This is a genomic window from Oleiphilus sp. HI0067, from assembly GCF_001635735.1.
The window spans coordinates 50,466-69,974 of sequence record NZ_LWFI01001088.1 but is presented as its reverse complement, the minus strand read 5'-3'; the positions used below and the strand labels follow the sequence as shown (position 1 = coordinate 69,974).

General features: G+C 45.6%; 18 protein-coding genes. 10 read left to right on the top strand and 8 right to left on the bottom strand.

All coding sequences use genetic code 11. The features are described from left to right. The first annotated feature begins 150 nt into the window (after positions 1–150). The 7 genes from cpdA to A3739_RS15420 all read left to right on the top strand — a co-directional run bounded on the left by cpdA (position 151) and on the right by A3739_RS15420 (position 7,303). Positions 151–951, top strand: coding sequence for a 3',5'-cyclic-AMP phosphodiesterase (gene cpdA / locus A3739_RS15450; protein ID WP_068475317.1), 801 nt, complete (start codon positions 151–153; stop codon positions 949–951). Continuing rightward, positions 941–1,528, top strand: a complete 588-nt coding sequence (locus A3739_RS15445; RefSeq protein ID WP_068475320.1) for a YqiA/YcfP family alpha/beta fold hydrolase — start codon at positions 941–943, stop codon at positions 1,526–1,528. Before cpdA ends, A3739_RS15445 begins: the two co-directional genes overlap by 11 nt. Positions 1,529–1,590: 62 nt before the next feature. Continuing rightward, on the top strand, positions 1,591–2,679 hold the full coding sequence (gcvT, locus tag A3739_RS15440; protein WP_068475321.1) for a glycine cleavage system aminomethyltransferase GcvT: 1,089 nt from the start codon (positions 1,591–1,593) through the stop codon (positions 2,677–2,679). Between the two features lie 46 nt (positions 2,680–2,725). Beyond that, on the top strand, positions 2,726–3,124 hold the full coding sequence (gene gcvH, locus A3739_RS15435) for a glycine cleavage system protein GcvH (RefSeq protein ID WP_068475323.1): 399 nt from the start codon (positions 2,726–2,728) through the stop codon (positions 3,122–3,124). A 96-nt stretch (positions 3,125–3,220) separates the two neighbouring features. Further along, positions 3,221–4,591 carry an aminomethyl-transferring glycine dehydrogenase subunit GcvPA gene (gene gcvPA / locus A3739_RS15430; protein WP_068475325.1) on the top strand — a complete coding sequence of 457 codons (1,371 nt, stop codon included), beginning with the start codon at positions 3,221–3,223 and terminating at the stop codon, positions 4,589–4,591. Next, entirely contained in the window at positions 4,591–6,039 is a 1,449-nt protein-coding gene (gene gcvPB, locus A3739_RS15425; RefSeq protein WP_068475327.1) for an aminomethyl-transferring glycine dehydrogenase subunit GcvPB, read from the top strand. Before gcvPA ends, gcvPB begins: the two co-directional genes overlap by 1 nt. Before the next feature lie 76 nt (positions 6,040–6,115). Beyond that, complete coding sequence (locus A3739_RS15420) at positions 6,116–7,303, top strand: class I SAM-dependent rRNA methyltransferase (RefSeq protein ID WP_068475329.1); 1,188 nt, start codon at positions 6,116–6,118, stop codon at positions 7,301–7,303. Here the strand turns inward: A3739_RS15420 and A3739_RS15415 are convergent. Then, on the bottom strand, positions 7,281–8,123 hold the full coding sequence (locus tag A3739_RS15415) for an imelysin family protein (RefSeq protein WP_197472353.1): 843 nt from the start codon (positions 8,121–8,123) through the stop codon (positions 7,281–7,283). The two genes, A3739_RS15420 and A3739_RS15415, sit on opposite strands and share 23 nt — an antisense overlap. A gap of 21 nt (positions 8,124–8,144) precedes the next feature. Beyond that, positions 8,145–8,804 carry an HAD family phosphatase gene (locus A3739_RS15410; RefSeq protein ID WP_068475334.1) on the bottom strand — a complete coding sequence of 220 codons (660 nt, stop codon included), beginning with the start codon at positions 8,802–8,804 and terminating at the stop codon, positions 8,145–8,147. Between the two features lie 215 nt (positions 8,805–9,019). Between A3739_RS15410 and rppH the strand changes: the two genes are divergently transcribed. Both rppH and ptsP read left to right on the top strand, forming a co-directional pair. Beyond that, positions 9,020–9,499 (top strand): RNA pyrophosphohydrolase, encoded by a 480-nt coding sequence (gene rppH, locus A3739_RS15405; RefSeq protein ID WP_068475386.1) that lies wholly within the window; start codon positions 9,020–9,022, stop codon positions 9,497–9,499. Positions 9,500–9,522: 23 nt separating this feature from the next. Continuing rightward, positions 9,523–11,823 carry a phosphoenolpyruvate--protein phosphotransferase gene (gene ptsP, locus A3739_RS15400; protein ID WP_068475336.1) on the top strand — a complete coding sequence of 767 codons (2,301 nt, stop codon included), beginning with the start codon at positions 9,523–9,525 and terminating at the stop codon, positions 11,821–11,823. Positions 11,824–11,837: 14 nt separating this feature from the next. Here the strand turns inward: ptsP and A3739_RS15395 are convergent, their stop codons facing one another. From A3739_RS15395 to A3739_RS15370, 6 genes are all read right to left on the bottom strand, one after another. Next, positions 11,838–12,176 carry a gamma-butyrobetaine hydroxylase-like domain-containing protein gene (locus tag A3739_RS15395; protein ID WP_068473934.1) on the bottom strand — a complete coding sequence of 113 codons (339 nt, stop codon included), beginning with the start codon at positions 12,174–12,176 and terminating at the stop codon, positions 11,838–11,840. Positions 12,177–12,192: 16 nt separating this feature from the next. Further along, positions 12,193–13,530: an ATP-dependent protease ATPase subunit HslU gene (gene hslU / locus A3739_RS15390; RefSeq protein ID WP_068475338.1), complete on the bottom strand. Its 1,338-nt coding sequence runs from the start codon at positions 13,528–13,530 to the stop codon at positions 12,193–12,195. 12 nt (positions 13,531–13,542) lie between these two features. Further along, positions 13,543–14,064, bottom strand: coding sequence for an ATP-dependent protease subunit HslV (gene hslV / locus A3739_RS15385; protein WP_068501731.1), 522 nt, complete (start codon positions 14,062–14,064; stop codon positions 13,543–13,545). A gap of 173 nt (positions 14,065–14,237) precedes the next feature. Continuing rightward, positions 14,238–14,864 (bottom strand): SPOR domain-containing protein, encoded by a 627-nt coding sequence (locus A3739_RS15380; RefSeq protein WP_068475342.1) that lies wholly within the window; start codon positions 14,862–14,864, stop codon positions 14,238–14,240. Positions 14,865–14,884: 20 nt separating this feature from the next. Then, positions 14,885–16,642 carry an arginine--tRNA ligase gene (gene argS / locus A3739_RS15375; protein ID WP_068475344.1) on the bottom strand — a complete coding sequence of 586 codons (1,758 nt, stop codon included), beginning with the start codon at positions 16,640–16,642 and terminating at the stop codon, positions 14,885–14,887. 118 nt (positions 16,643–16,760) lie between these two features. After that, complete coding sequence (locus A3739_RS15370) at positions 16,761–18,971, bottom strand: primosomal protein N' (protein ID WP_068475387.1); 2,211 nt, start codon at positions 18,969–18,971, stop codon at positions 16,761–16,763. A 259-nt stretch (positions 18,972–19,230) separates the two neighbouring features. On the opposite strand from A3739_RS15370, the gene rpmE reads away from it, so the two are divergent. Then, on the top strand, positions 19,231–19,443 hold the full coding sequence (gene rpmE / locus A3739_RS15365; RefSeq protein WP_068475347.1) for a 50S ribosomal protein L31: 213 nt from the start codon (positions 19,231–19,233) through the stop codon (positions 19,441–19,443). Positions 19,444–19,509: the final 66 nt, after the last annotated feature.

Sequence of the window (19,509 nt, the reverse complement as noted above, 5' to 3'; positions counted from 1 at the left end):
GAATACAATAAATAGCTGTCACCCTTAAAGCGCAATACGAGACAGAACGACTAGTTTGTCTATACTAATTTGTCATCGTACTGTCGAATGATTGAATAAAACGTTATTTGCACTGAGCGTGTAAGCATTAACAACTAGAGCCGAACTCCAATGCACCAGAAGGACTATGCAGTGAAGGTGCTGCATATCACAGATTGCCATCTTAATGCAGACAGAAGTAGAGACCTGTTAGGTATCAATACTTTTGATAGCTTGAATGCCGTGTTAAATGACATCAAGGCAGATGGTCAGCAGCCAGATTGTATTCTCGTGACTGGCGATATTTCTCAAGATGGATCTGTCGAAGCCTACCAAACGATGAAAGAGATGCTGTCTGATTTCACCTGTCCAATTCGTTGGTTTGCAGGTAACCATGATGCACGTTCAAATATGTCATCGGTGATCGGCGAGGGCGAAGAGCTCCAGAAAACCTTGGTTGTCGGTGATTGGGAAATCATTCTTTTAGATTCTTTATCCCCAGGGAATGTTCATGGTGAGTTGAGCGACTCAGAGCTGAACTTACTGGAGACTTCTTTAGCTTCTTCCTCTGCGAACAATACGATGGTGTGTTTGCATCATCACCCAATTCCTATTGGTGCAAAGTGGCTCGATAACATCGGCTTGCATCGTCCTGAAGCATTTTTAGATGCGGTCTCGAAAGATCAGTCAGTAAAAGCTGTTTTGTGGGGGCATATACATCAGGAATTTGATCAGAGTATTGATGGAAAGCGCTGGTTGGCTTCTCCTTCAACATGCATACAGTTTAAACCGCAGTCTGAAGACTTTGCTTTAGATAAGTTGGCTCCAGGGTATCGTTGGCTGACTTTACATTCTGATGGTTCCTTCGAAACGGAAGTGAAGCGAGCAAATGAGTTTGAGTTTGAGCTAGATCTTCAAAGTAATGGCTACTAAGCGACTTTTATATCTTCACGGTTTTAATAGCTCCCCTGCTTCTGAAAAAGCGAATCAAACCTGTAGTTATTTTGCTGAGAACGATCTTTTCCGAATCGACATTCCTGCTCTTCCTGCTGAACCGTCCAAAGCAATCGACTTGCTAGAGAATAAGCTCCAAGTTGCCGAGTATTCTGGTTTGATTGGTAGCAGTTTGGGAGGGTTTTATAGTCTTTATCTTCATGTTAACTATGCATTGCCGGCTGTTTTGATCAATCCAGCGGTGCGGCCGTATGAGTTGTTGTCGGATTACATTGGCATAAATAAAAATATGTATACCGGCGTGGAGTATGAAGTAAAGTCTGAGCATATGGAGCAATTACTTGCTTTAGATGTTGATCGGACGTCTTTAAAATTGTCGCAGTTATTTCTCTTAACAGAGAGCGAAGACGAAACACTCAATTATCAAGAAGCCGCGCTTAAATTGCTTGGTGCTAAAATGTATTTAAGTCGTGGTGGTGATCATTCTTATACATCATTCACAAAACACTTACCCACCATAGAACATTTCTTCAACAGAATTTCTTCTAAAAGCTAGTTTTTCTAGCTTTTGTTTCGGTAAAATGCGGCCCAATACTAATAAGCTTGTGGAGCTGTTAAGTGGGTAATAAAACATCCTTGTACCAAGCGCACCTTGATTCAGGCGCAAAGATCGTCGATTTTGGTGGTTGGGATATGCCAATCCACTATGGCTCTCAGGTTCAAGAGCACCATTTTGTCCGCAAAGACGCAGGCATGTTTGACGTGTCACATATGACTATCGTCGACTTGTCTGGTGCAGATGCTCAAGCGTATCTGCAACGCTTACTAGCAAATGACGTTGCTAAGCTAAAGTCAGTCGGTAAAGCGCTATACACCGGTATGCTTAATGAAAACGGTGGCGTGATTGATGACTTGATCGTATACCGTATGCCTGAAGGCTTTCGGCTTGTTGTGAATTGCGCAACAAGAGAGAAAGATCTTGCTTGGATGGAAAAGCAAATCCAAGGTTTTGATGCCTCATTAAATGAACGTCCAGAGCTCTCTATGGTCGCTGTTCAAGGGCCAAATGCTTTAGCGAAAGTTTCTGAAGTGCGTGCGGATGCAGCATCTTTGATTGAGTCTTTGAATGTATTTCAAGGTTTGGAAGACGGCCAGTGGATGTATTGCCGTACTGGATATACAGGTGAAGATGGCCTAGAAGTTATTGTTCCTGAAGCTGAAGCGGAAAAGTTTTGGAAAGATCTTGAGGCTGCTGGTGTAAAACCATGCGGACTCGGCGCAAGAGATACACTTCGCTTAGAAGCTGGTATGAACTTGTATGGATCAGATATGGATGAGGAAGTGTCTCCGCTTGAAGCGAATATGGGCTGGACGATTGCTTGGTCAGAAGATCGTGACTTTATCGGTAAGTCTGCACTCGTTGCACAGAAAGAGCAGGGCTTAAAATTCAAACAAGTTGGTTTGGTACTTGAAGCTCGCGGTGTATTGCGCGGGCATCAGAAGGTGTTGGTTGAGCATGAAGGGCAAACTCTCGAAGGTGAGATTACTAGTGGAACATTTAGCCCAACGCTAGGTTATTCCGTCGCGTTAGCGCGAGTTCCTGTTCAAGCTCAAGAAGAATGTGATGTGGAGATGCGAAACAAGCGCGTCCCAGTCAAAATAGTTAAAGCGCCTTTCGTGAGAAATGGCGAACGTGTTTACAAATAAAATATAAAGTCACCAGTGGTTAAGCGCTGATGAAAAGGAGATAGGTATGAGCAATATTCCAAGTGAACTTAAGTACTTGTCGAGCCACGAGTGGGTTCGTGTTGAAGCTGACGGTGAGACAGCTGTGATCGGTATTACAGATCACGCTCAAGAGCTTCTTGGCGATGTTGTTTTCGTTGAGTTACCTGAGTTAGGTAACGAATTAGCCTCGGGTGATGAGGCTGGTGTCGTAGAGTCTGTAAAAGCAGCTTCTGATATCTTTGCACCAGTAAGTGGTGAAGTTATTGCGATTAATGAGAGCTTAGAAGACGCTCCTGAAACGGTAAATAGCGAGCCTTATGACGAAGGTTGGTTCTTCAAAGTTAAATTGTCTGACTCGTCTGAACTTGAAGCCTTACTTGATGCAGATGCTTATGCAGACGTGTGTGAGGCTGACGACCACTAAATCTAAATAAAAGCGCATTGATGCGCTTTTTTTGTTTTATACGTATTGTTGTTTAGCCCCGACTAATAGGGGGCTTTTTGTTTCGTAGGAGCGAGCATGCCTTTTGTGCCTCATACCGACGCTGACGTAGAGAAAATGCTGGGAACTATCGGCGTTGAATCAATCGATCAGTTATTTGATGAAATTCCAGAACATTTACGAGCAAAGCCTTTAGCTGTTCCAGCTGGTTTGTCTGAAATGGAAATGATGCGCCGTATGAACGAGCGTGCTCAGCAAGATAGCGGAGCGCTTTGTTTTATTGGTGCGGGTGCTTATGAACACCATGTTCCTGCTGCTGTTTGGGATGTGACTACTCGTGGTGAATTCATGACGGCTTATACGCCTTATCAGGCAGAGGCAAGTCAGGGTACGTTGCAATTGATTTATGAGTACCAGTCGATGATGTCGGCACTGACAGATATGGATGTATCTAATGCTTCTTTGTATGACGGTGCTTCTGGATTAGCTGAAGCTGTTTTGATGGCGATTCGTGCGAATCGTAAGTCAAAGAGTAAGAAAGTACTAGTAGCCAAAACAACGCATCCTCTATATCGCAAAGCCGCGCAATGCATCGTTGAGAATCAAGGAATTATGCTTGATGAGCTAGCAATGGATGCGCAGGCTTTAGTGACGGATCAGTCAGCCTTGGCCGAATATGAAGGTCAAGACTATGCCGCGCTTGTTATTTCTCAACCGAACTTTTTTGGAAGTTTGGAGCAGGTTGATGCGCTAACTGATTGGGCGCATGCGCAAGGTATGCTGGTGATTGCGGTTGTTAACCCTACGGCTCTTGCAGTGCTGACGCCTCCAGGGCAGTGGGGTGAAACGGGTGCTGATATTGCTGTTGGCGAAGGTCAGCCTTTAGGTGTTCCTCTTGCTTCAGGTGGTCCTTACTTTGGGTTTATTTGTTGTACCAATAAACTCGTGCGCCAGATGCCAGGCCGTATTATTGGTAAAACAGTTGATACAGAGGGTGTTGATGGATATGCCTTGACGCTACAAGCGCGTGAACAGCACATTCGACGATCGAAAGCGACATCGAATATTTGTACCAACCAAGGTTTGGCGGTTACTGCTGCAACGATTTATATGTCCTTACTTGGCGCGGAAGGTTTAAGTCGTGTTGCCGCGAATAGCCATTCGAACACACAAAGTTTGGCTCAAAGTATTGAGCAGTTAGATGGCGTTACATTGGCTAAGCAAATAGCTAGCTTTCATGAGCGTGTTGCATTGCTTGATAAGTCTGCAGAGCAAGTACTTGCAGCGATGGCGAACCAGCAAGTGTTAGGTGGGATTGATCTCGCGCCTTATTACCCAGAGCTTGGCAACGCTATTTTGTTCTGCGCGACAGAAACAAAGACACAAACAGATTTAGATAAATATCGCGATGCCATGCAACAGGCACTATTAGAAACGGAGGCTGTGTAATGTTGATTTTTGAAAAGAGTTCTCCGGGTCGTCGAGCGACCGCTCAAGCGCCAAGTAATAAGGCTGAGCTTTCTGGCATTCCTGCAGAATTTCGTCGTAAAGATGCGGCTAAATTACCTGAGGCATCTGAACTGCAAGTTGTTCGTCATTTTACGAATCTATCGCGTAAAAACTTTTCCATCGATACGCAGTTCTATCCTTTAGGCTCCTGTACGATGAAATACAATCCTCGCGGTGCACATAAAGCTGCAAGTTTGCCGGGGCATCTGGCTCGTCACCCTTTAGCGCCTCAATCGCACAGCCAAGGCTATCTTTCTTGCATTTACGAGTTGCAAGAGATTCTTAAAGAAGTAACCGGCATGGCAGGCGTTTCGTTAACACCAATGGCGGGAGCGCAGGGCGAGTTTGCGGGTGTTGCGATGATCAAGGCGTATCATGATGCACGTGGCGATACAGCTCGTCAGGAAATTATCGTTCCTGAAGCGGCGCATGGTACTAACCCTGCGACAGCGGTTATGTGTGGTTACAAGGTTCGTGAGATTCCTGTACTACCGGACGGTGATGTCGATCTTGATGCCTTGAAAGAAGCTGTGGGTCCTCAAACCGCAGGGATCATGATGACCAACCCATCGACTTGTGGAGTGTTTGAACGTCAAATCGAAGCGATTTCGAAAACGGTGCATGAAGCAGGTGGTTTGCTTTATTACGATGGTGCGAACTTGAATGCTATTTTAGGTAAGGTTCGCCCTGGAGATATGGGGTTTGATGTTTTGCACATGAACCTGCATAAAACTTTCGCTACGCCGCATGGTGGTGGCGGTCCCGGTGCTGGCCCTGTTGCTGTTGGTGAACGTTTGTTGCCGTACCTACCAACACCGATTGCAGGCAAAAAAGACGATCAGTACGTTTGGATTGATGATGACGAGTTGCCAGACAGTATTGGTCGTTTGAGTGCCTTTATGGGAAATGCTGGAATTTTGCTTCGTGCTTATGTGTACGCAGTATTGCTGGGTAGAGATGGTTTGCATCGTGTTGGTGAATATTCAACGCTTAATGCTAATTACATGGCGAAATTAATGTCCGATGCTGGTTTCAAGCTTGCTTATCCCGAGCGTCGTGCAACGCATGAATTCATTATCACCTTAAGCGAACAAGCGAAAGGCTTGGGCGTTAATGCTATGGATTTTGCGAAGCGCTTGTTGGATAAAGGCTATCATGCGCCGACCACTTATTTCCCATTATTGGTGCCTGAGTGTTTCTTAATCGAGCCGACTGAAACTGAGTCGATCGAAGAATTAGAGGGCTTCGTTCAAGCAATGGTTGAGATACAACAAGAGGCGGAAGAAAATGCTGATCTTGTTAAGCATGCACCTTACACGCAACCAGTAAAACGACTCGATGATGTGAAAGCAGCACGTGAGCTCGACGTCAACTACTGGGCAGACTAAAGTACATTTCAAATAATAACGCACACACTGATGTTAGGTGTGTGCGTTTTTTTTCGCCTAAACAGAGGCACTTTTCATGCAAACAATGATTTTACGAAAAGGCGCTGAAAAGCGTCTTAAGCAAGGCCACCTTTGGATTTACAGTAACGAGGTGGACGTCAAACAAAGCCCGCTAAAGCAATTCAGTGCGGGTGAGCAATGCCATGTGCAATCGCACTCGGGTCAGTTTTTGGGTGTTGCATTTGTAAATCCAAATACTTTGATTTGCGGCCGTTTATTCAGTCGAGATAAAAAAGCGATTTTTGACCGCTCTCTTTTTGCACATCGTTTAAATATTGCGTTGAGCTTGCGCGAAAAGCGCTTCGATGATGAGAGTTATCGGCTTGTGTACGGTGATAGTGATGGCATGCCAGGGCTTGCGATTGATCGATTTCAAGACGTACTCGTCGTGCAGATCTCAAGTGCTGGAATGGAACAGTTGAAAGCGGATATTACTGAAGTTCTTGAGAAGAAGTTAAAGCCGCGAGCCATTGTTTTTAAGAACGATGGGAAAATGCGAGAGAGCGAGGGTCTAGAGAGTTACGTTGAGCATGCTTTAGGTGATATCACTGAAGCAGAGTTGAGAGAAAATGGTGTTCGTTTTGTCGCCCCAGTTGTTGAAGGGCAAAAGACCGGATACTTTTATGATCATCGGCTAGGAAGAGCTGCATTAGCGCACTATGTGAAAGGCAAGACGGTTCTTGATCTGTTTAGCTATATTGGTGGCTGGGGTGTTCAAGCTGCAATGTTTGGAGCGAAGGAGGTGACCTGTGTTGATGCCTCAACGCTTGCTCTGGATTATGTGCATAAAAATGCAGAGTTAAATGGTGTTGGTGATATTGTTTCCAGCATTGAAGGTGACGTGTTTGAAATCTGCAAAGCGTTGAAGGAAGAAGGTGAGCGCTTTGATGTGGTGATTGTTGACCCGCCAGCGTTTATTCCTCGCAGAAAAGATCAGAAAGCAGGTGAGGTCGCTTATCAACGTTTGAATCAGATGGCGATGCGTTTGTTGAGTAAAGATGGTGTGCTTGTTTCAGGATCTTGCTCAATGCATTTGGCTGAGCCAACATTGTTAGATATTGTTCGTAAAACAGCGCGTACGCTCGAGAAGGAGTTGCAGTTGATTGAGCGTTTTCCGCAAGGCCCTGACCATCCTATTGTTCCCGCGATCGCAGAAACAAACTATCTCAAAGCCATGTTCTTTAGAGTGCTTCCTCAGTCTTAAGTTGCTCTACAGCAGCCCATTGTTCAGATATCTTTTGTACAAGAGATTGATCAAAACGGGCTGCTTCAGCTTCTAGATAAGCCTGTTTGAAGGCATCGTCTTGCAGTAAATGTAGATTAAGTATGCCGAGTTGTTCGAACTGCAGTTTCTGTTTTTTAAATTCAGAGACCAAGTGTTCACTCAGCAAGCTTAGGTATTGACGTCTGCGCTCTGCGGTGTGTTTATTTTTATCAGTTCCTTCGTCATTGAATCGTCGCCATGGAGCTACAGGTGAGTCAGGGTCCCCGTTGAGTATGAAAGCGAACGCTTCAAATCCTAAAGTTAAATACATTGAATCGCTAAACTGGAATTCGTCTTCCAATGTAGAAACGTTTAAAGGGATTTCTGAATGAATGATTCCACTGTTTGGATAGCCTTCAACGCTGTCTAAATAGCCTGGCAGTAAAGGGTAGCTATCCAAAAACTTCGAGGCTTCATGAGCAGGACTGAGCGCTAAAAAAGCACTGCTCACACGATAGGCGTTGTGCGCTTGGGTCAAACGCGCTTGGGTTGCGTTAAAGAGCTGCTCATTGGGTGTGTCTGTGAACTGGGTTACGGCAAGAGACAGTGCGTCGAGAGCAGTGAGCGTATCTAAAAACGCTTTGTTGGCGAATTCTGTCTGCGCTTTCGTGTTGTTTAAAGGGGCGTCTGATAATTGAGAGTGGTCATCCGTCGTTGTGCTGTTTTGTACTGGTTCTTCTAACTTTGGTGCGTCATTTTCACTGCAAGCCAGCAGTATGGAAGCAGATAATACTAATACGAAATTTTTTAACGCAATCATGGCACCGCGGTTCAGCATCACTTAGTTATCTCTTAATGAAATGCATTTCCAGTTATTTGTTTTTGCATGTTTCAGAAGTTGATCGTCGCCATCAACGACAACAGGATGATCAACCTTTGCAAGCAAAGGAATATCGTTGTGCGAGTCGCTATAAAAATAAGCGCCTTCGAGAGATAGCGTGTTTTCAGCCAGCCAGTCATTTAAACGGGTTACTTTTCCTTCCTTAAAGCTTGGTACACCAAAGCTCTTTCCTGTGTATTGGCCATCGACGACTTCGACCTCGATAGCAAGAAGGTTTTCAATGCCAAATGCTTCGACAATAGGAGCAGTTACAAAGCGATTTGTAGCAGTGATGACAAGTAATGTGTCGCCTTTGTCTCTATGTGATTCAATCAGCGCTTTTGCCTTAGGCAGCATGATGGGCTGGATGTGGCTTTCCATAAACTGCTGGTGTAACTCGTCAAGCTTAGTCATGGAGTGCTGAGTAAGTGGAGACAATGAAAATTCAATGTACTTGTAGATGTCGAGATTACCTTCAACATAGTCTTGGTAGAATTCATCGTTTTTTTGCTTGAAATACTCTGCATCAACCAGTTTGTTTTCAACTAAAAATTCACCCCATAGGTGATCGCTATCGCCTGCGATAAGGGTGTTGTCTAGATCAAAAATTGCCAGTGCCACGCATCTTACTCCATTGCGAAATTGAACGTTGGCGCAGCATAACAGGTTATACGACAGAGGAAATAAAAAACTGAAGTGCGACCAATAGTGTGTCTAATGTTTAAGGAAATGAAGGTCTTTATGTGTGTGATAGCTCGTATTTACCGAGCCTTACGATTGCTGCATTTTGCTTTTTCTGGAACAATGGCTGAAACGAAATTTTATTAGGAATGGTTGTGATTGATTCTGACGGTTTTAGATCGAATGTCGGAATTATTCTTGCTAACCAACAGAATGAGGTGCTATGGGCGCGTAGAATTGGACAAACTTCTTGGCAGTTTCCTCAGGGGGGAATAAAACCTCACGAAACGCCAGAACAAGCATTGTATCGAGAGCTTTATGAAGAGATCGGTTTAGTGCAAAAAGATGTTCAGATTGTTGCGCAGACTGAGGGCTGGTTACGATATCGCTTGCCAAAACGCTTAGTCCGACATAACTCCCATCCGGTTTGTATTGGCCAAAAACAAAAATGGTTTTTGTTGAGAATGATCGGGCAGGACGAAAGCATCTCTTTGAGCAATGGCGAAACGCCAGAGTTTGATGGTTGGGATTGGGTGAGCTACTGGTATCCATTGGGTCAAGTAGTTTCCTTCAAGCGAGAAGTCTACCGACGTGCATTGAAAGATTTGTCTAGCCACTTATTTACTGTGGACTAGCGTCAAATAATAGGGGTTGAGCAATGCTGGCCACGCTTCGCGGCATAGTACAGGAAGTCAATGCAGCTGCAGATCTTAATGAAGCTCTTCAGCTGATTGTGGATCGAGTGCAGTCGTCTATGCAGACGGATGTATGCTCGATTTATCTTCTTGATAGCGTTGAAAACCGCTACGTACTGATGGCAACGAAGGGTTTGAACCTTGATGCGGTTGGGCAAGTCAGTCTTGGATATTCTGAGGGTCTGGTCGGGCTCGTTGGCGTTCGCCAAGAACCTATTAATTTAGAGCATGCTCAAAATCACCATCGTTATCGTTACTTTCCCGAAACGGGCGAGGAGCGATACGAAAGCTTTCTTGGTGTGCCAATCATTCACCACAAGAAAGTTCTCGGCGTTATTGTTGTTCAGCAAGCTTCAAACAGTCGTCATTTTGATGAAGGTGAAGAAGCTTTTCTTGTTACTGTTTCGGCTCAGCTTGCCGGCATTATTGCGCATTCAGAAGCGACAAGTGCGTTTGTTGGTCCCTCTTTAATTTCCAGCAAAGAACAAGATCTCGTCTTTAAAGGGGTCGCGGGTTCACCAGGGGTTGCGATTGGTCAAAGCATGGTGATGTTTCCCCCGGCGGACTTCGATAGCGTTCCTGAAAGAACTTCCGATGATATTGATGCAGATTTGGCGCTTTTTGATGGAGCCATCGAATCTGTGCGTGTCGATATATCCAAAGTAGGTGAGCGTTTAGCGGAGCAGCTTAGGCCTGAAGAACAGGCGCTGTTCGATGTATATATCGGGATGCTCGACGATAAAGCACTTGCGGGCGAAGTTCAGAACAAAATTAAAGCAGGATCATGTGCGCAGACAGCGTTGAAGCACGTGATAAAGGATTACGCGAGTCACTTTGAAATGATGAGTGATGCCTATTTGCGTGAGCGAGCTGTTGATATCAAAGACTTGGGTCGTCGTATTCTGAGTTATCTTCAAGAGCGCGAGACACAAACGCTAAACTTTCCCGAGCGCACTGTGTTGGTGAGTGACGAGTTGACGCCGACAATGCTAGGCGAGGTGCCGCGCGAGAATCTTGTTGGCTTAGTGTCCATTAAAGGTTCGGGTAGTTCGCACGTTGCGATTCTTGCGCGAGCAATGGGCATACCTACCGTTATGGGCCTAGTAGATGTTCCGTTATCCAAGCTTGACCGTTGTGAGATGGTCGTTGATGGTTATAACGGTGACATTTTAATTTCGCCTTCTGCAGAAATGCAGGCGCATTATGCGACGGTATTGAATGAAGACAAAGAGCTTGATGAAGACTTAAAAGAGATCATCGAGTTACCATGCGAGACAACTGACGGACATCGTATTCATTCTTGGGTAAATACTGGCTTAATGGCAGACGTGGTGCGTTCGCTTGATCATGGTGCAGAGGGTGTCGGTCTGTATCGAACCGAAGTGCCTTTCATGATTAACGAGCGTTTCCCAAGTGAATACGAGCAAATGCTGTATTATCGAGAGCAGCTCGAAGCGTTTGCTCCGAATCAAGTGACCATGCGCACACTCGATATTGGTGGAGATAAAGCCTTAACGTATTTTCCTATTGAAGAGGAAAATCCTTTCTTGGGTTGGCGTGGTATCCGCGTCACGCTAGATCACCCTGAAATCTTTTTGGTGCAAATGCGCGCCATGTTAAAAGCTAGCCAAGGCCTCAACAATTTACGCATCATGTTACCAATGGTGTCGAGTGTGAACGAGGTAGAAGAAGCCTTGCACCTTATTTATCGTGAGTATCACGAGGTTCGTGCAGAAGGCTATCAAGTCAATATGCCGCAAGTGGGAGTGATGGTTGAGGTCCCAGCAGCGGTCTATCAGGTGCGCGAGTTGGCTGAACGCGTCGACTTTTTATCGGTGGGTTCAAACGATTTGACGCAGTATTTGCTGGCTGTAGATCGTAACAATCCGCGTGTTGCGCCTTTATATCATTCATTCCATCCTGCAGTTCTTCAAGCTTTGTACAAGATCGCGCAAGATTCTAAGGGTATGCATGTTCAGTTAAGTATCTGTGGCGAGCTAGCGGGTGATCCGGCTGGCGCATTATTGCTTATGGCTATGGGTTATGACGCCCTTTCGATGAATGCTTCGAATCTATTACGCGTAAAAGCTGTGTTGCGAGGCGTGAGTTTGGAGTGGGCGCAAGACTTGTTGAAAGAGGTCTTGATGCTTGATTCTTCGTACATTGTTGAGAGTACATTAACGCTAGCACTAAAAGAGGCTGGTTTTGATAGATTCTTACGTAGGTCTCGTTTAGCTGAAGTGAAATCTTCCGCGGCCTTATAATCTCTCGAAAAGTCTTATTCTCGGCTTAATCCCGCATCGCTAAGTTGATCGAGATAATCCTGCCACAGACTTGTTTGTTCTAAAGCAAGTTTTCGTAAGTAGTCCCACGTGTACAATCCCGAGTCATGTCCGTCATCGAAGCTAAGCTTGAGGGCATAATTACCGGCTTGTTCTATGCCGACTAACTGCACTGACTTTTTACTGTGTTGTAGGATGGGTTTGCCATGGCCGCGCACTTCAGCAGAGGGCGATAATACGCGCAATAACTCAAAGCTCAGTGCATAGTCGCCATCGGCATAAGATAAGGCGAGTGTACGAGACTGTTTTTTGAGTTCAATGCGCGTTGGGATCATCTTAAGAGTTCGCCGTCTATAGAATGTATTGACTTAAGTCTTCGTCTTCTGCCACTTCGTTGAGCTGTTCGTCAACATACGCAGCGGTCACTTCAAACTGCTCTCTTACGCTGTCGCCCGCGTCGTAAGATATTTGCTCAAGAAGGCGCTCTAATACTGTGTGCAATCGTCGTGCTCCGATGTTCTCGGTGCTTTCGTTCACTTTCCAAGCAATGTGCGCGATACGTTCGATCGCATCATCATTGAAACTTAGTTTGACGCCTTCGGTTGCCATCAGAGCGACATATTGATCAATTAATGATGCATTTGGCTCAGTTAGGATGCGTTTAAAATCATCTGTGCTCAGTGCTTTAAGCTCGACACGAATCGGCAGGCGCCCTTGCAGTTCGGGGATAAGATCTGAAGGCTTCGATAGGTGGAAGGCGCCTGAAGCAATAAACAGAATGTGGTCTGTTTTGACTGGGCCTAGTTTAGTCGTGACAGTATTCCCCTCAATAAGCGGAAGTAGATCGCGCTGTACGCCCTCGCGTGAAACTTCGCCAGATCCACCACTGTCTGCGCGCTTAGCGACTTTGTCGATTTCGTCGAGAAATACAATGCCATTTTGTTCAACGGCTTTTATGGCTGTAGCTTTAATTTCTTCTTCATTAATTAGCTTGGCCGCTTCTTCTTGTTGCACAATTTTGAGAGCGTCCGACACTTTCATTTTTTTGCTCTTACGTTTGTCTCCGGCCATATTAGAGAACAAACTCTGTAGTTGATTGGTCATGTCTTCCATTCCTGGAGGAGCCATAATCTCAACACCAACTGTAGTAGAGCTCACTTCGATATCGATTTCTTTGTCATTTAGCTCGCCTTCACGGAGCTTTTTACGAAAGATTTGACGAGTGCTTGATTCTTCAGCGCTAGGCTCTTCTGAAAAAGAATTAGTGCTACGAGCAGGACGAAGTAGTGCGTCCAAAATTCGATCTTCTGCTAGATCAGCTGCACGCATTTCAACGCGTTTAATTTCTTTTTCACGGAAAAGTTTAAGCGCGTTTTCGGCAAGGTCGCGGATGATTGAATCAACATCTCTGCCTACATAGCCCACTTCAGTAAATTTGGTCGCTTCAATCTTAACAAAAGGTGCGTCTGCGAGTTTAGCGAGTCGTCGAGCGATTTCTGTTTTACCAACGCCTGTCGGGCCAATCATTAGGATATTCTTTGGCGAAACTTCGTCGCGTAGATCCTCGTTTAGTTGCATTCGGCGCCAGCGATTACGAAGAGCGATAGCAACGGCACGTTTTGCGTCGTCTTGGCCAATAATGTGTTGGTTGAGTTCATGTACGATCTCGCGCGGGGTCATGTTCGCCATAGTGCTAGCCTTTTACTTCAGTTCTTCGATAGTGCGGTTGTCGTTGGTAAATACGCAAATGCTTGCTGCAATGTCTAAGCCTTTCTCAACAATATCGCGTGCACCGAGCTCGGTGTTATCAAGTAGGGCGCGCGCACTTGCTTGCGCGAAAGGACCGCCTGAGCCAATGGCGATTAGACTGTCTTCAGGTTCAATGACATCGCCGTTGCCCGTAATAATGAGTGACGAGTCTTTGTCGGCAACAGCAAGTAATGCTTCGAGTTTTCGAAGATCTCTGTCAGTTCGCCAATCTTTTGCTAATTCTACGGCCGCTCGAACGAGGTGCCCTTGATGTTTTTCTAGCTGAGCTTCAAAGCGTTCAAATAGCGTGAAAGCATCTGCAGTGCCTCCAGCAAAGCCCGCGATGACTTGTCCATTGTAGAGACGGCGCACTTTCTTCGCATTGCCTTTCATGATGGTGTTGCCAAGAGAGACTTGGCCATCGCCGCCTAGTGCAACTTCGCCTTCTCTGCGGACAGATAAGATAGTGGTCATCGTTGAGCTCCTACTCGATGAATTTTTTTGTCTCGAACGAATATGGATGCGGAACTCAGAAATTCAAGGTTTCTGCGCGTAAAATAATGCGTACGCGCACGATGATGACTATGAGTGTCCAGGCTTTAAAAGAAGGGGAGAGTTAAGCGAAGCGAACAAGCGCCACTTTGAGCTTACTTTTTGCTTTTCTTCACGAGCGGCTGAATATTGATCGCATAGAGTTTATCTAAGGCCGCATTCATCTCACTACGAGAAGCAAAGGGGCCAGTTTGAACTCGGAACCATGTGCTGCCTTGGTCGTTGCTGGTCGCTTTGATTGAAGCTTTAAGTCCCTGAAATGCGATCGTAGCTTTCTGGCGTTCTGCGTCTTTGCGTTGACGGAAGGAGCCAGTTTGAAGCATGTACTGATATTCCTCCTGCACTCCTTTTTCTTTAAAGGTGTAAGCGGTTACTGCATCAGTTTCGACTTCGCTATTAGGAAGCATGTCATAAAACTGGAAGCGAGCTTCGGGCTTTTCAGTTTTTGTCGGCTCGACCTGCTTTGCTTGGCTTGGTTTTGTTGGTGTTGTAGGGTCTAGCGTGCGATCCGCCGGAAGTTGCGCAAGTTTGTACAGACCATAGACAAAACCGCCAAGAATGGCGGTAATGAGTGCGATGTGGAAAAACTTACTCTTGCCCGAGTTTGAGGGGGCTGGAGGCGCTGCTTTTGGAGCAGCAGCGCTCTTTTTTGCCGTTTTCTTTTTCGGTTTGCTTTTCGAGCTTGTTTTTGTTGTTGATGGTTTAGCGTAATCGCGTGTCATTCCATGAATCTCGTGTCTACTTACATACTGTCTGGCGCGCTAACACCTAGCAGATTCAGACCATTGCTCAGAACCTGTTGCACAGCAAGGCTCAAGGTGATGCGCGCATCACGTACATTATGATCTTCAACAAGCATCTTGTTCGCGTTGTAGTAAGTGTGGAATTCACTAGCTAGGTCACGTAGATAATGCGTCATAGTATGCGGCTCAAACTGCTCAGCAGAATTAATAAGCGTTTGCGGATATTGCGCCAAACGTTTTGCCAATTCAGTTTCAGCTTCGATGGCATTGCTAGTTAGTTGACTTAAACCATTTGCTTGATCAACGAGTGCGCCTTCTTCTTCCAGTTTGCGCAGCATACTTGCAATACGTGCATGTGCGTATTGGATGTAATACACCGGATTGTCTTTGCTTTGTGATTTCGCAAGATCGAGATCGAAGTCCATGTGCTGCTCAGCCTTACGCGTCACGTAGAAGAAACGTGCTGCATCGTTGCCAACTTCTTCGCGTAACTCACGTAGCGTCACAAATGAGCCGCTTCTTGTCGACATTTGAACGCGTTCGCCACCGCGATAAAGAATTGCGAATTGAACTAGTTTTACAGTGAGCTTTTCAGGGTCAATGCCCAGGGCTTGTAAGGACGCTTTTACGCGTGTGATGTAGCCGTGGTGGTCGGCGCCCCAAACATTGATAACGCGTTCAAAGCCGCGTTCGAATTTGTCGTAATGGTAGGCAATGTCCGATGCGAAGTATGTTGTTTCGCCATTGTCGCGCTTCACTACACGGTCTTTGTCATCGCCAAAGTCTGTTGAACGGAACCATGTAGCGCCATTTTTCTCGTATAGGAAACCATTCTCTTGAAGTTTTGCAAGCGCGACTTCAATGCTGTCTTTTAATGATGCCTCAGAGAACCAGCGTTGATAGTTCACACCGAACTCGCCTAAGTCCTCGCGTATTTCATCAACGATTGAATCAGCGCCGAGGTCGTAGACCGTTTTGAATCCGTCGCCAAGTAGTTCTCTAGCGCGAACGATGACCGCATCGATATACAGCTCTTTATCACCGCCTTCATCTTCATCTTTTGGAAGATCTTTATATACATCTTCGGCGTTTTGAGAGAACGCGTCGCCATGCTTGCTTTGCAGGTCTTTTGCGATATCAAAAATGTATTCGCCTTTGTAACCGTTCACTGGGAATTTAATGTCTTGGCCTAGCAGTTCTAAATAGCGCAGCCAAACACTCGCAGCGAGAATGTTCATTTGGCGGCCAGCGTCGTTAACGTAGTACTCTCGCTGCACTTGATAGCCTGCAGCTTCTAAGAAATCTGAAACAGTCGCACCATATGCAGCGCCGCGACCATGACCTACGTGAAGTGGGCCGGTTGGATTGGCTGAAACAAACTCAACTTGGATCGATGGTTTGCTGTTTGCGTCTGCGCGCCCGAAGTTCTCGCCTCGTGCGAAGATATCTTCGAGTACAGCGAATTGGCTGGCTGAGCTCACAAAAAAGTTAATGAAACCAGGGCCGGCTATTTCAAGTTTTTCAATTTGAGCATTGTTGCTGTTTTCGATTTTTGCGCAGATGTTTTCTGCTAAAGCTCGCGGTGCTGTGCCAGCTTGTTTGGCGAGCATTAATGCAATGTTGGTTGCGAAGTCGCCATGACTCTTATCTTTTGTAGTATCTACCATGACCCGAAACTTAAGATCACCGGGCAAGGTATTGTCTTGTTGAAGTTCCTGAATGGCTGATTCGATGAGTTGTGCAATGACGTCTTTCATGATGCTCCGAGAGATAGATGTTCGATAACACGAAATTTGGGGCGCGTATTATCTATAATTCTAGGCTCTAGTGAAAGAAGCTGCACACCGAAACTCGGCTTATTTTTCAAGATATTGCTTAGCTTGTTTCGATAGGGTCGATATCGATGCTTAGTCGGAGTTTGTGTTGTTTAACGCTCTGAATAAAATGCAGAGCATATTGTTGGGCGATATAGCGTTGTTTGTTGTCTTTGCCAAAGCAATGTAAGTAGTGTCGAAAGCTGTTTTGCTTGCGACTAATGCTTGCAGCTAAAGGGCCGGCAATGAATAAGTCAGCGAGTTCTTCTTGGTCGAGTAAATATTGTTTGAGGTGTGTGAGGTGCTGTTCGCCCGATACAGGATCCGGCGTTTCCGAGCGAATCGTCATAAGTTTACTAAATGGTGGCAGTGCGCAGAGCTGTCTTTCTCGCAACTCATTTTCCATAAAGCTGTGATAATCGTGTTGTTTTAAGGTCTCGAAGAGTGAGTGCTCGGGTTGGCGTGTTTGTATCGCTACATGCCCTGCTTTTTCTCCGCGGCCAGCCCTGCCCGCAACTTGCAATAATTGTTGAGCACCTTTTTCCATTGCCCGGAAGTCTGAGCTAAAAAATAGGCCGTCCGCATCGACGACAACAACGAGTGTGACGTCTGGAAAATCATGTCCTTTTGCAAGCATCTGTGTGCCTACAATTAAGCAAGGGGAGCCATCTCGAATCTCTGTGATGCATTCGTCCAATTGTGTTTGGTTTTTAATGTTGTCGCGATCGAGGCGCAGCGTTCGGGTATGCGGGAAATAATAATTAAGTATTTGTTCTATACGTTCTGTGCCTGCACCAACTGCATTCACATTTGTACCTTGGCACTCTGGACATTGGTGGCTGATCTGATGTTTGTGGTCGCAATGATGACAATGTAGATGCGCAGGAGTGTTGTGCACGGTCATTCGCGCGTCACAGTTAGGGCAGTGGCATATCCAGCCACAATCAAAGCACATTAAACTCGGCGCGAGACCTCGGCGGTTATGGAAAATAATGACCTGATTGTTTTGATCAATTTCTGATTTGATGCGTGCCAATGTTCGTGGGCTAAGAATGTCCTTAGACTTTAGCGCTCTCATATCTTCAAGGCTGACGCTGGGCAATACGCTTTTCTTGGCACGATGTTTCAGTGTTAAGTGTTTGAATCGTCCTTCCAAAATGTTGAGAGAGCTGTCTGATGAAGGGGTGGCGCTGCCAAGAATAACAGGGCATTGGTTGAGCTGCGCCCGTTTAACAGCGATGTCTCTAGCAGAATATTTAAACCCTTCGGTCTGTTTGTATGAGTTGTCGTGTTCTTCATCGATAGTTATCAGGCCTAGGTCTTGATATTCGAGAAATATTGCGGATCTTGTTCCGATGAGAACTTTGGCTTGCCCGCTGCTGCATAGTTGATGGGTGATCAGCTTTTCTTTATTGCTCATTTCTGAGTGGTAGACGGCCACGGGGATGCCAAGTTGGCTTTGGAAGCGTTTAAATGTTTGAGGTGTCAGGTTGATCTCTGGCACCAGAATCAGTGCTTGTTTATTTAAACTCAGGCAATGTTTTACGGCTGCAATGTATACTTCAGTTTTACCACTGCCGGTAATGCCCTCAAGCATGAACGGGGTGAATTGATCGAAGTTTCGAATGATGCCATCAACCGCTATTTGTTGCTCTTGATTAAGTCCGTATGAAATCGTGTCTTCGTGGACTTGCATTGCTTGGCTTTGCTGTTGGGATAATTGTTTCTCAATATATCCTTGTTGTTCGAGTGATTTAAATTGCGCGCCGGTAAAGCCAAGCATGCGCAGCGCATCTGCCCAAATTCCTGTTGGAGATTCTTCTAGCTGTTTAAGAAGTGCGATCTGCTTATGCGCGTTTCTTTTGCCAGAAAAAGGCTTGTTTGTTCGAATCCAAAGCGTGTTTTGATATATCGCCTGTGGTTTTGTGTTGCGCAGTGCGGTGGGCAGTGCGCTATATATCACTTCGCCGATCGGATGGCTGTAATAGGTAGAGGCCCATTTAAGAAGTTCTAGTGATTGCGCCTTGAGTATTGGGGCTGAATCAATACATCGCTCGATGTCTTTCAGTTTGCTGGGCTCTAGCAGTGTTTCCGATTTGATATCTGTAATAATTCCACAAATGACTCGATTGCCAAATGGCACAGCAACGCGCATTCCAGGTTGCAATGATCTGTTTTGCATCGTGATGGGTATGCAGTAGTCGAACTCTTTGTGCAAGGGAACAGGAAGTGCAATAGATGCAAAACGAAGGGGGGATGAAATAGCGCTCATGCTTTTTAGTTTACTTCGAGTCACTTTCTGGGTCATGTAATATTGTTTTGAAAGTTGAAGGATGAGCATGTTTGTATTTGCATTAGTCAAAATATAATCAATTCACGCTTGCACTCCGCAATTGTTTTGGTAATATTCTCGCCCCAATTTCGGCCCTTGCGCCCTTTCTTGGTGTAAATGGCTCGATGCCTTCCTTGCGGTGCCCAACGCTAGAGTGAATGACGATGGGTGGCGGCAAACAATGAAATAGGTAGTTAAGATGAAAAAAGATATCCATCCTCGTTACGAGGAAATCGAAGCAAAATGTAGCTGTGGTAACGTTATCAAAACGCGTTCTACGCTAGCTAAAGACATTCTTTTGGACGTGTGTTCAGCGTGTCACCCATTCTACACTGGTAAGCAGAAAGTGATGGATACAGGTGGTCGTATCGACAAGTTCAAGAAGCGTTTCGGCAGTCGTATTGCGAGCTAATCCGATACAAGAATTTAAAAAGAGCGCCATGCGCTCTTTTTTTGCACTTATGTCAGCAAATTGCTG

Bases quoted from the DNA above. Each gene is read 5' to 3' on its own strand.
- rpmE (WP_068475347.1), top strand. From the start codon at position 19,231: ATGAAAAAAGATATCCATCCTCGTTACGAGGAAATCGAAGCAAAATGT.
- cpdA (WP_068475317.1), top strand. From the start codon at position 151: ATGCACCAGAAGGACTATGCAGTGAAGGTGCTGCATATCACAGATTGC.
- gcvH (WP_068475323.1), top strand. From the start codon at position 2,726: ATGAGCAATATTCCAAGTGAACTTAAGTACTTGTCGAGCCACGAGTGG.
- gcvPA (WP_068475325.1), top strand. From the start codon at position 3,221: ATGCCTTTTGTGCCTCATACCGACGCTGACGTAGAGAAAATGCTGGGA.
- A3739_RS15380 (WP_068475342.1), bottom strand. From the start codon at position 14,864: ATGACACGCGATTACGCTAAACCATCAACAACAAAAACAAGCTCGAAA.
- A3739_RS15420 (WP_068475329.1), top strand. From the start codon at position 6,116: ATGCAAACAATGATTTTACGAAAAGGCGCTGAAAAGCGTCTTAAGCAA.
- argS (WP_068475344.1), bottom strand. From the start codon at position 16,642: ATGAAAGACGTCATTGCACAACTCATCGAATCAGCCATTCAGGAACTT.
- hslV (WP_068501731.1), bottom strand. From the start codon at position 14,064: ATGACCACTATCTTATCTGTCCGCAGAGAAGGCGAAGTTGCACTAGGC.
- A3739_RS15445 (WP_068475320.1), top strand. From the start codon at position 941: ATGGCTACTAAGCGACTTTTATATCTTCACGGTTTTAATAGCTCCCCT.
- A3739_RS15395 (WP_068473934.1), bottom strand. From the start codon at position 12,176: ATGATCCCAACGCGCATTGAACTCAAAAAACAGTCTCGTACACTCGCC.
- gcvPB (WP_068475327.1), top strand. From the start codon at position 4,591: ATGTTGATTTTTGAAAAGAGTTCTCCGGGTCGTCGAGCGACCGCTCAA.
- hslU (WP_068475338.1), bottom strand. From the start codon at position 13,530: ATGGCGAACATGACCCCGCGCGAGATCGTACATGAACTCAACCAACAC.
- A3739_RS15415 (WP_197472353.1), bottom strand. From the start codon at position 8,123: ATGATTGCGTTAAAAAATTTCGTATTAGTATTATCTGCTTCCATACTG.
- A3739_RS15370 (WP_068475387.1), bottom strand. From the start codon at position 18,971: ATGAGCGCTATTTCATCCCCCCTTCGTTTTGCATCTATTGCACTTCCT.
- ptsP (WP_068475336.1), top strand. From the start codon at position 9,523: ATGCTGGCCACGCTTCGCGGCATAGTACAGGAAGTCAATGCAGCTGCA.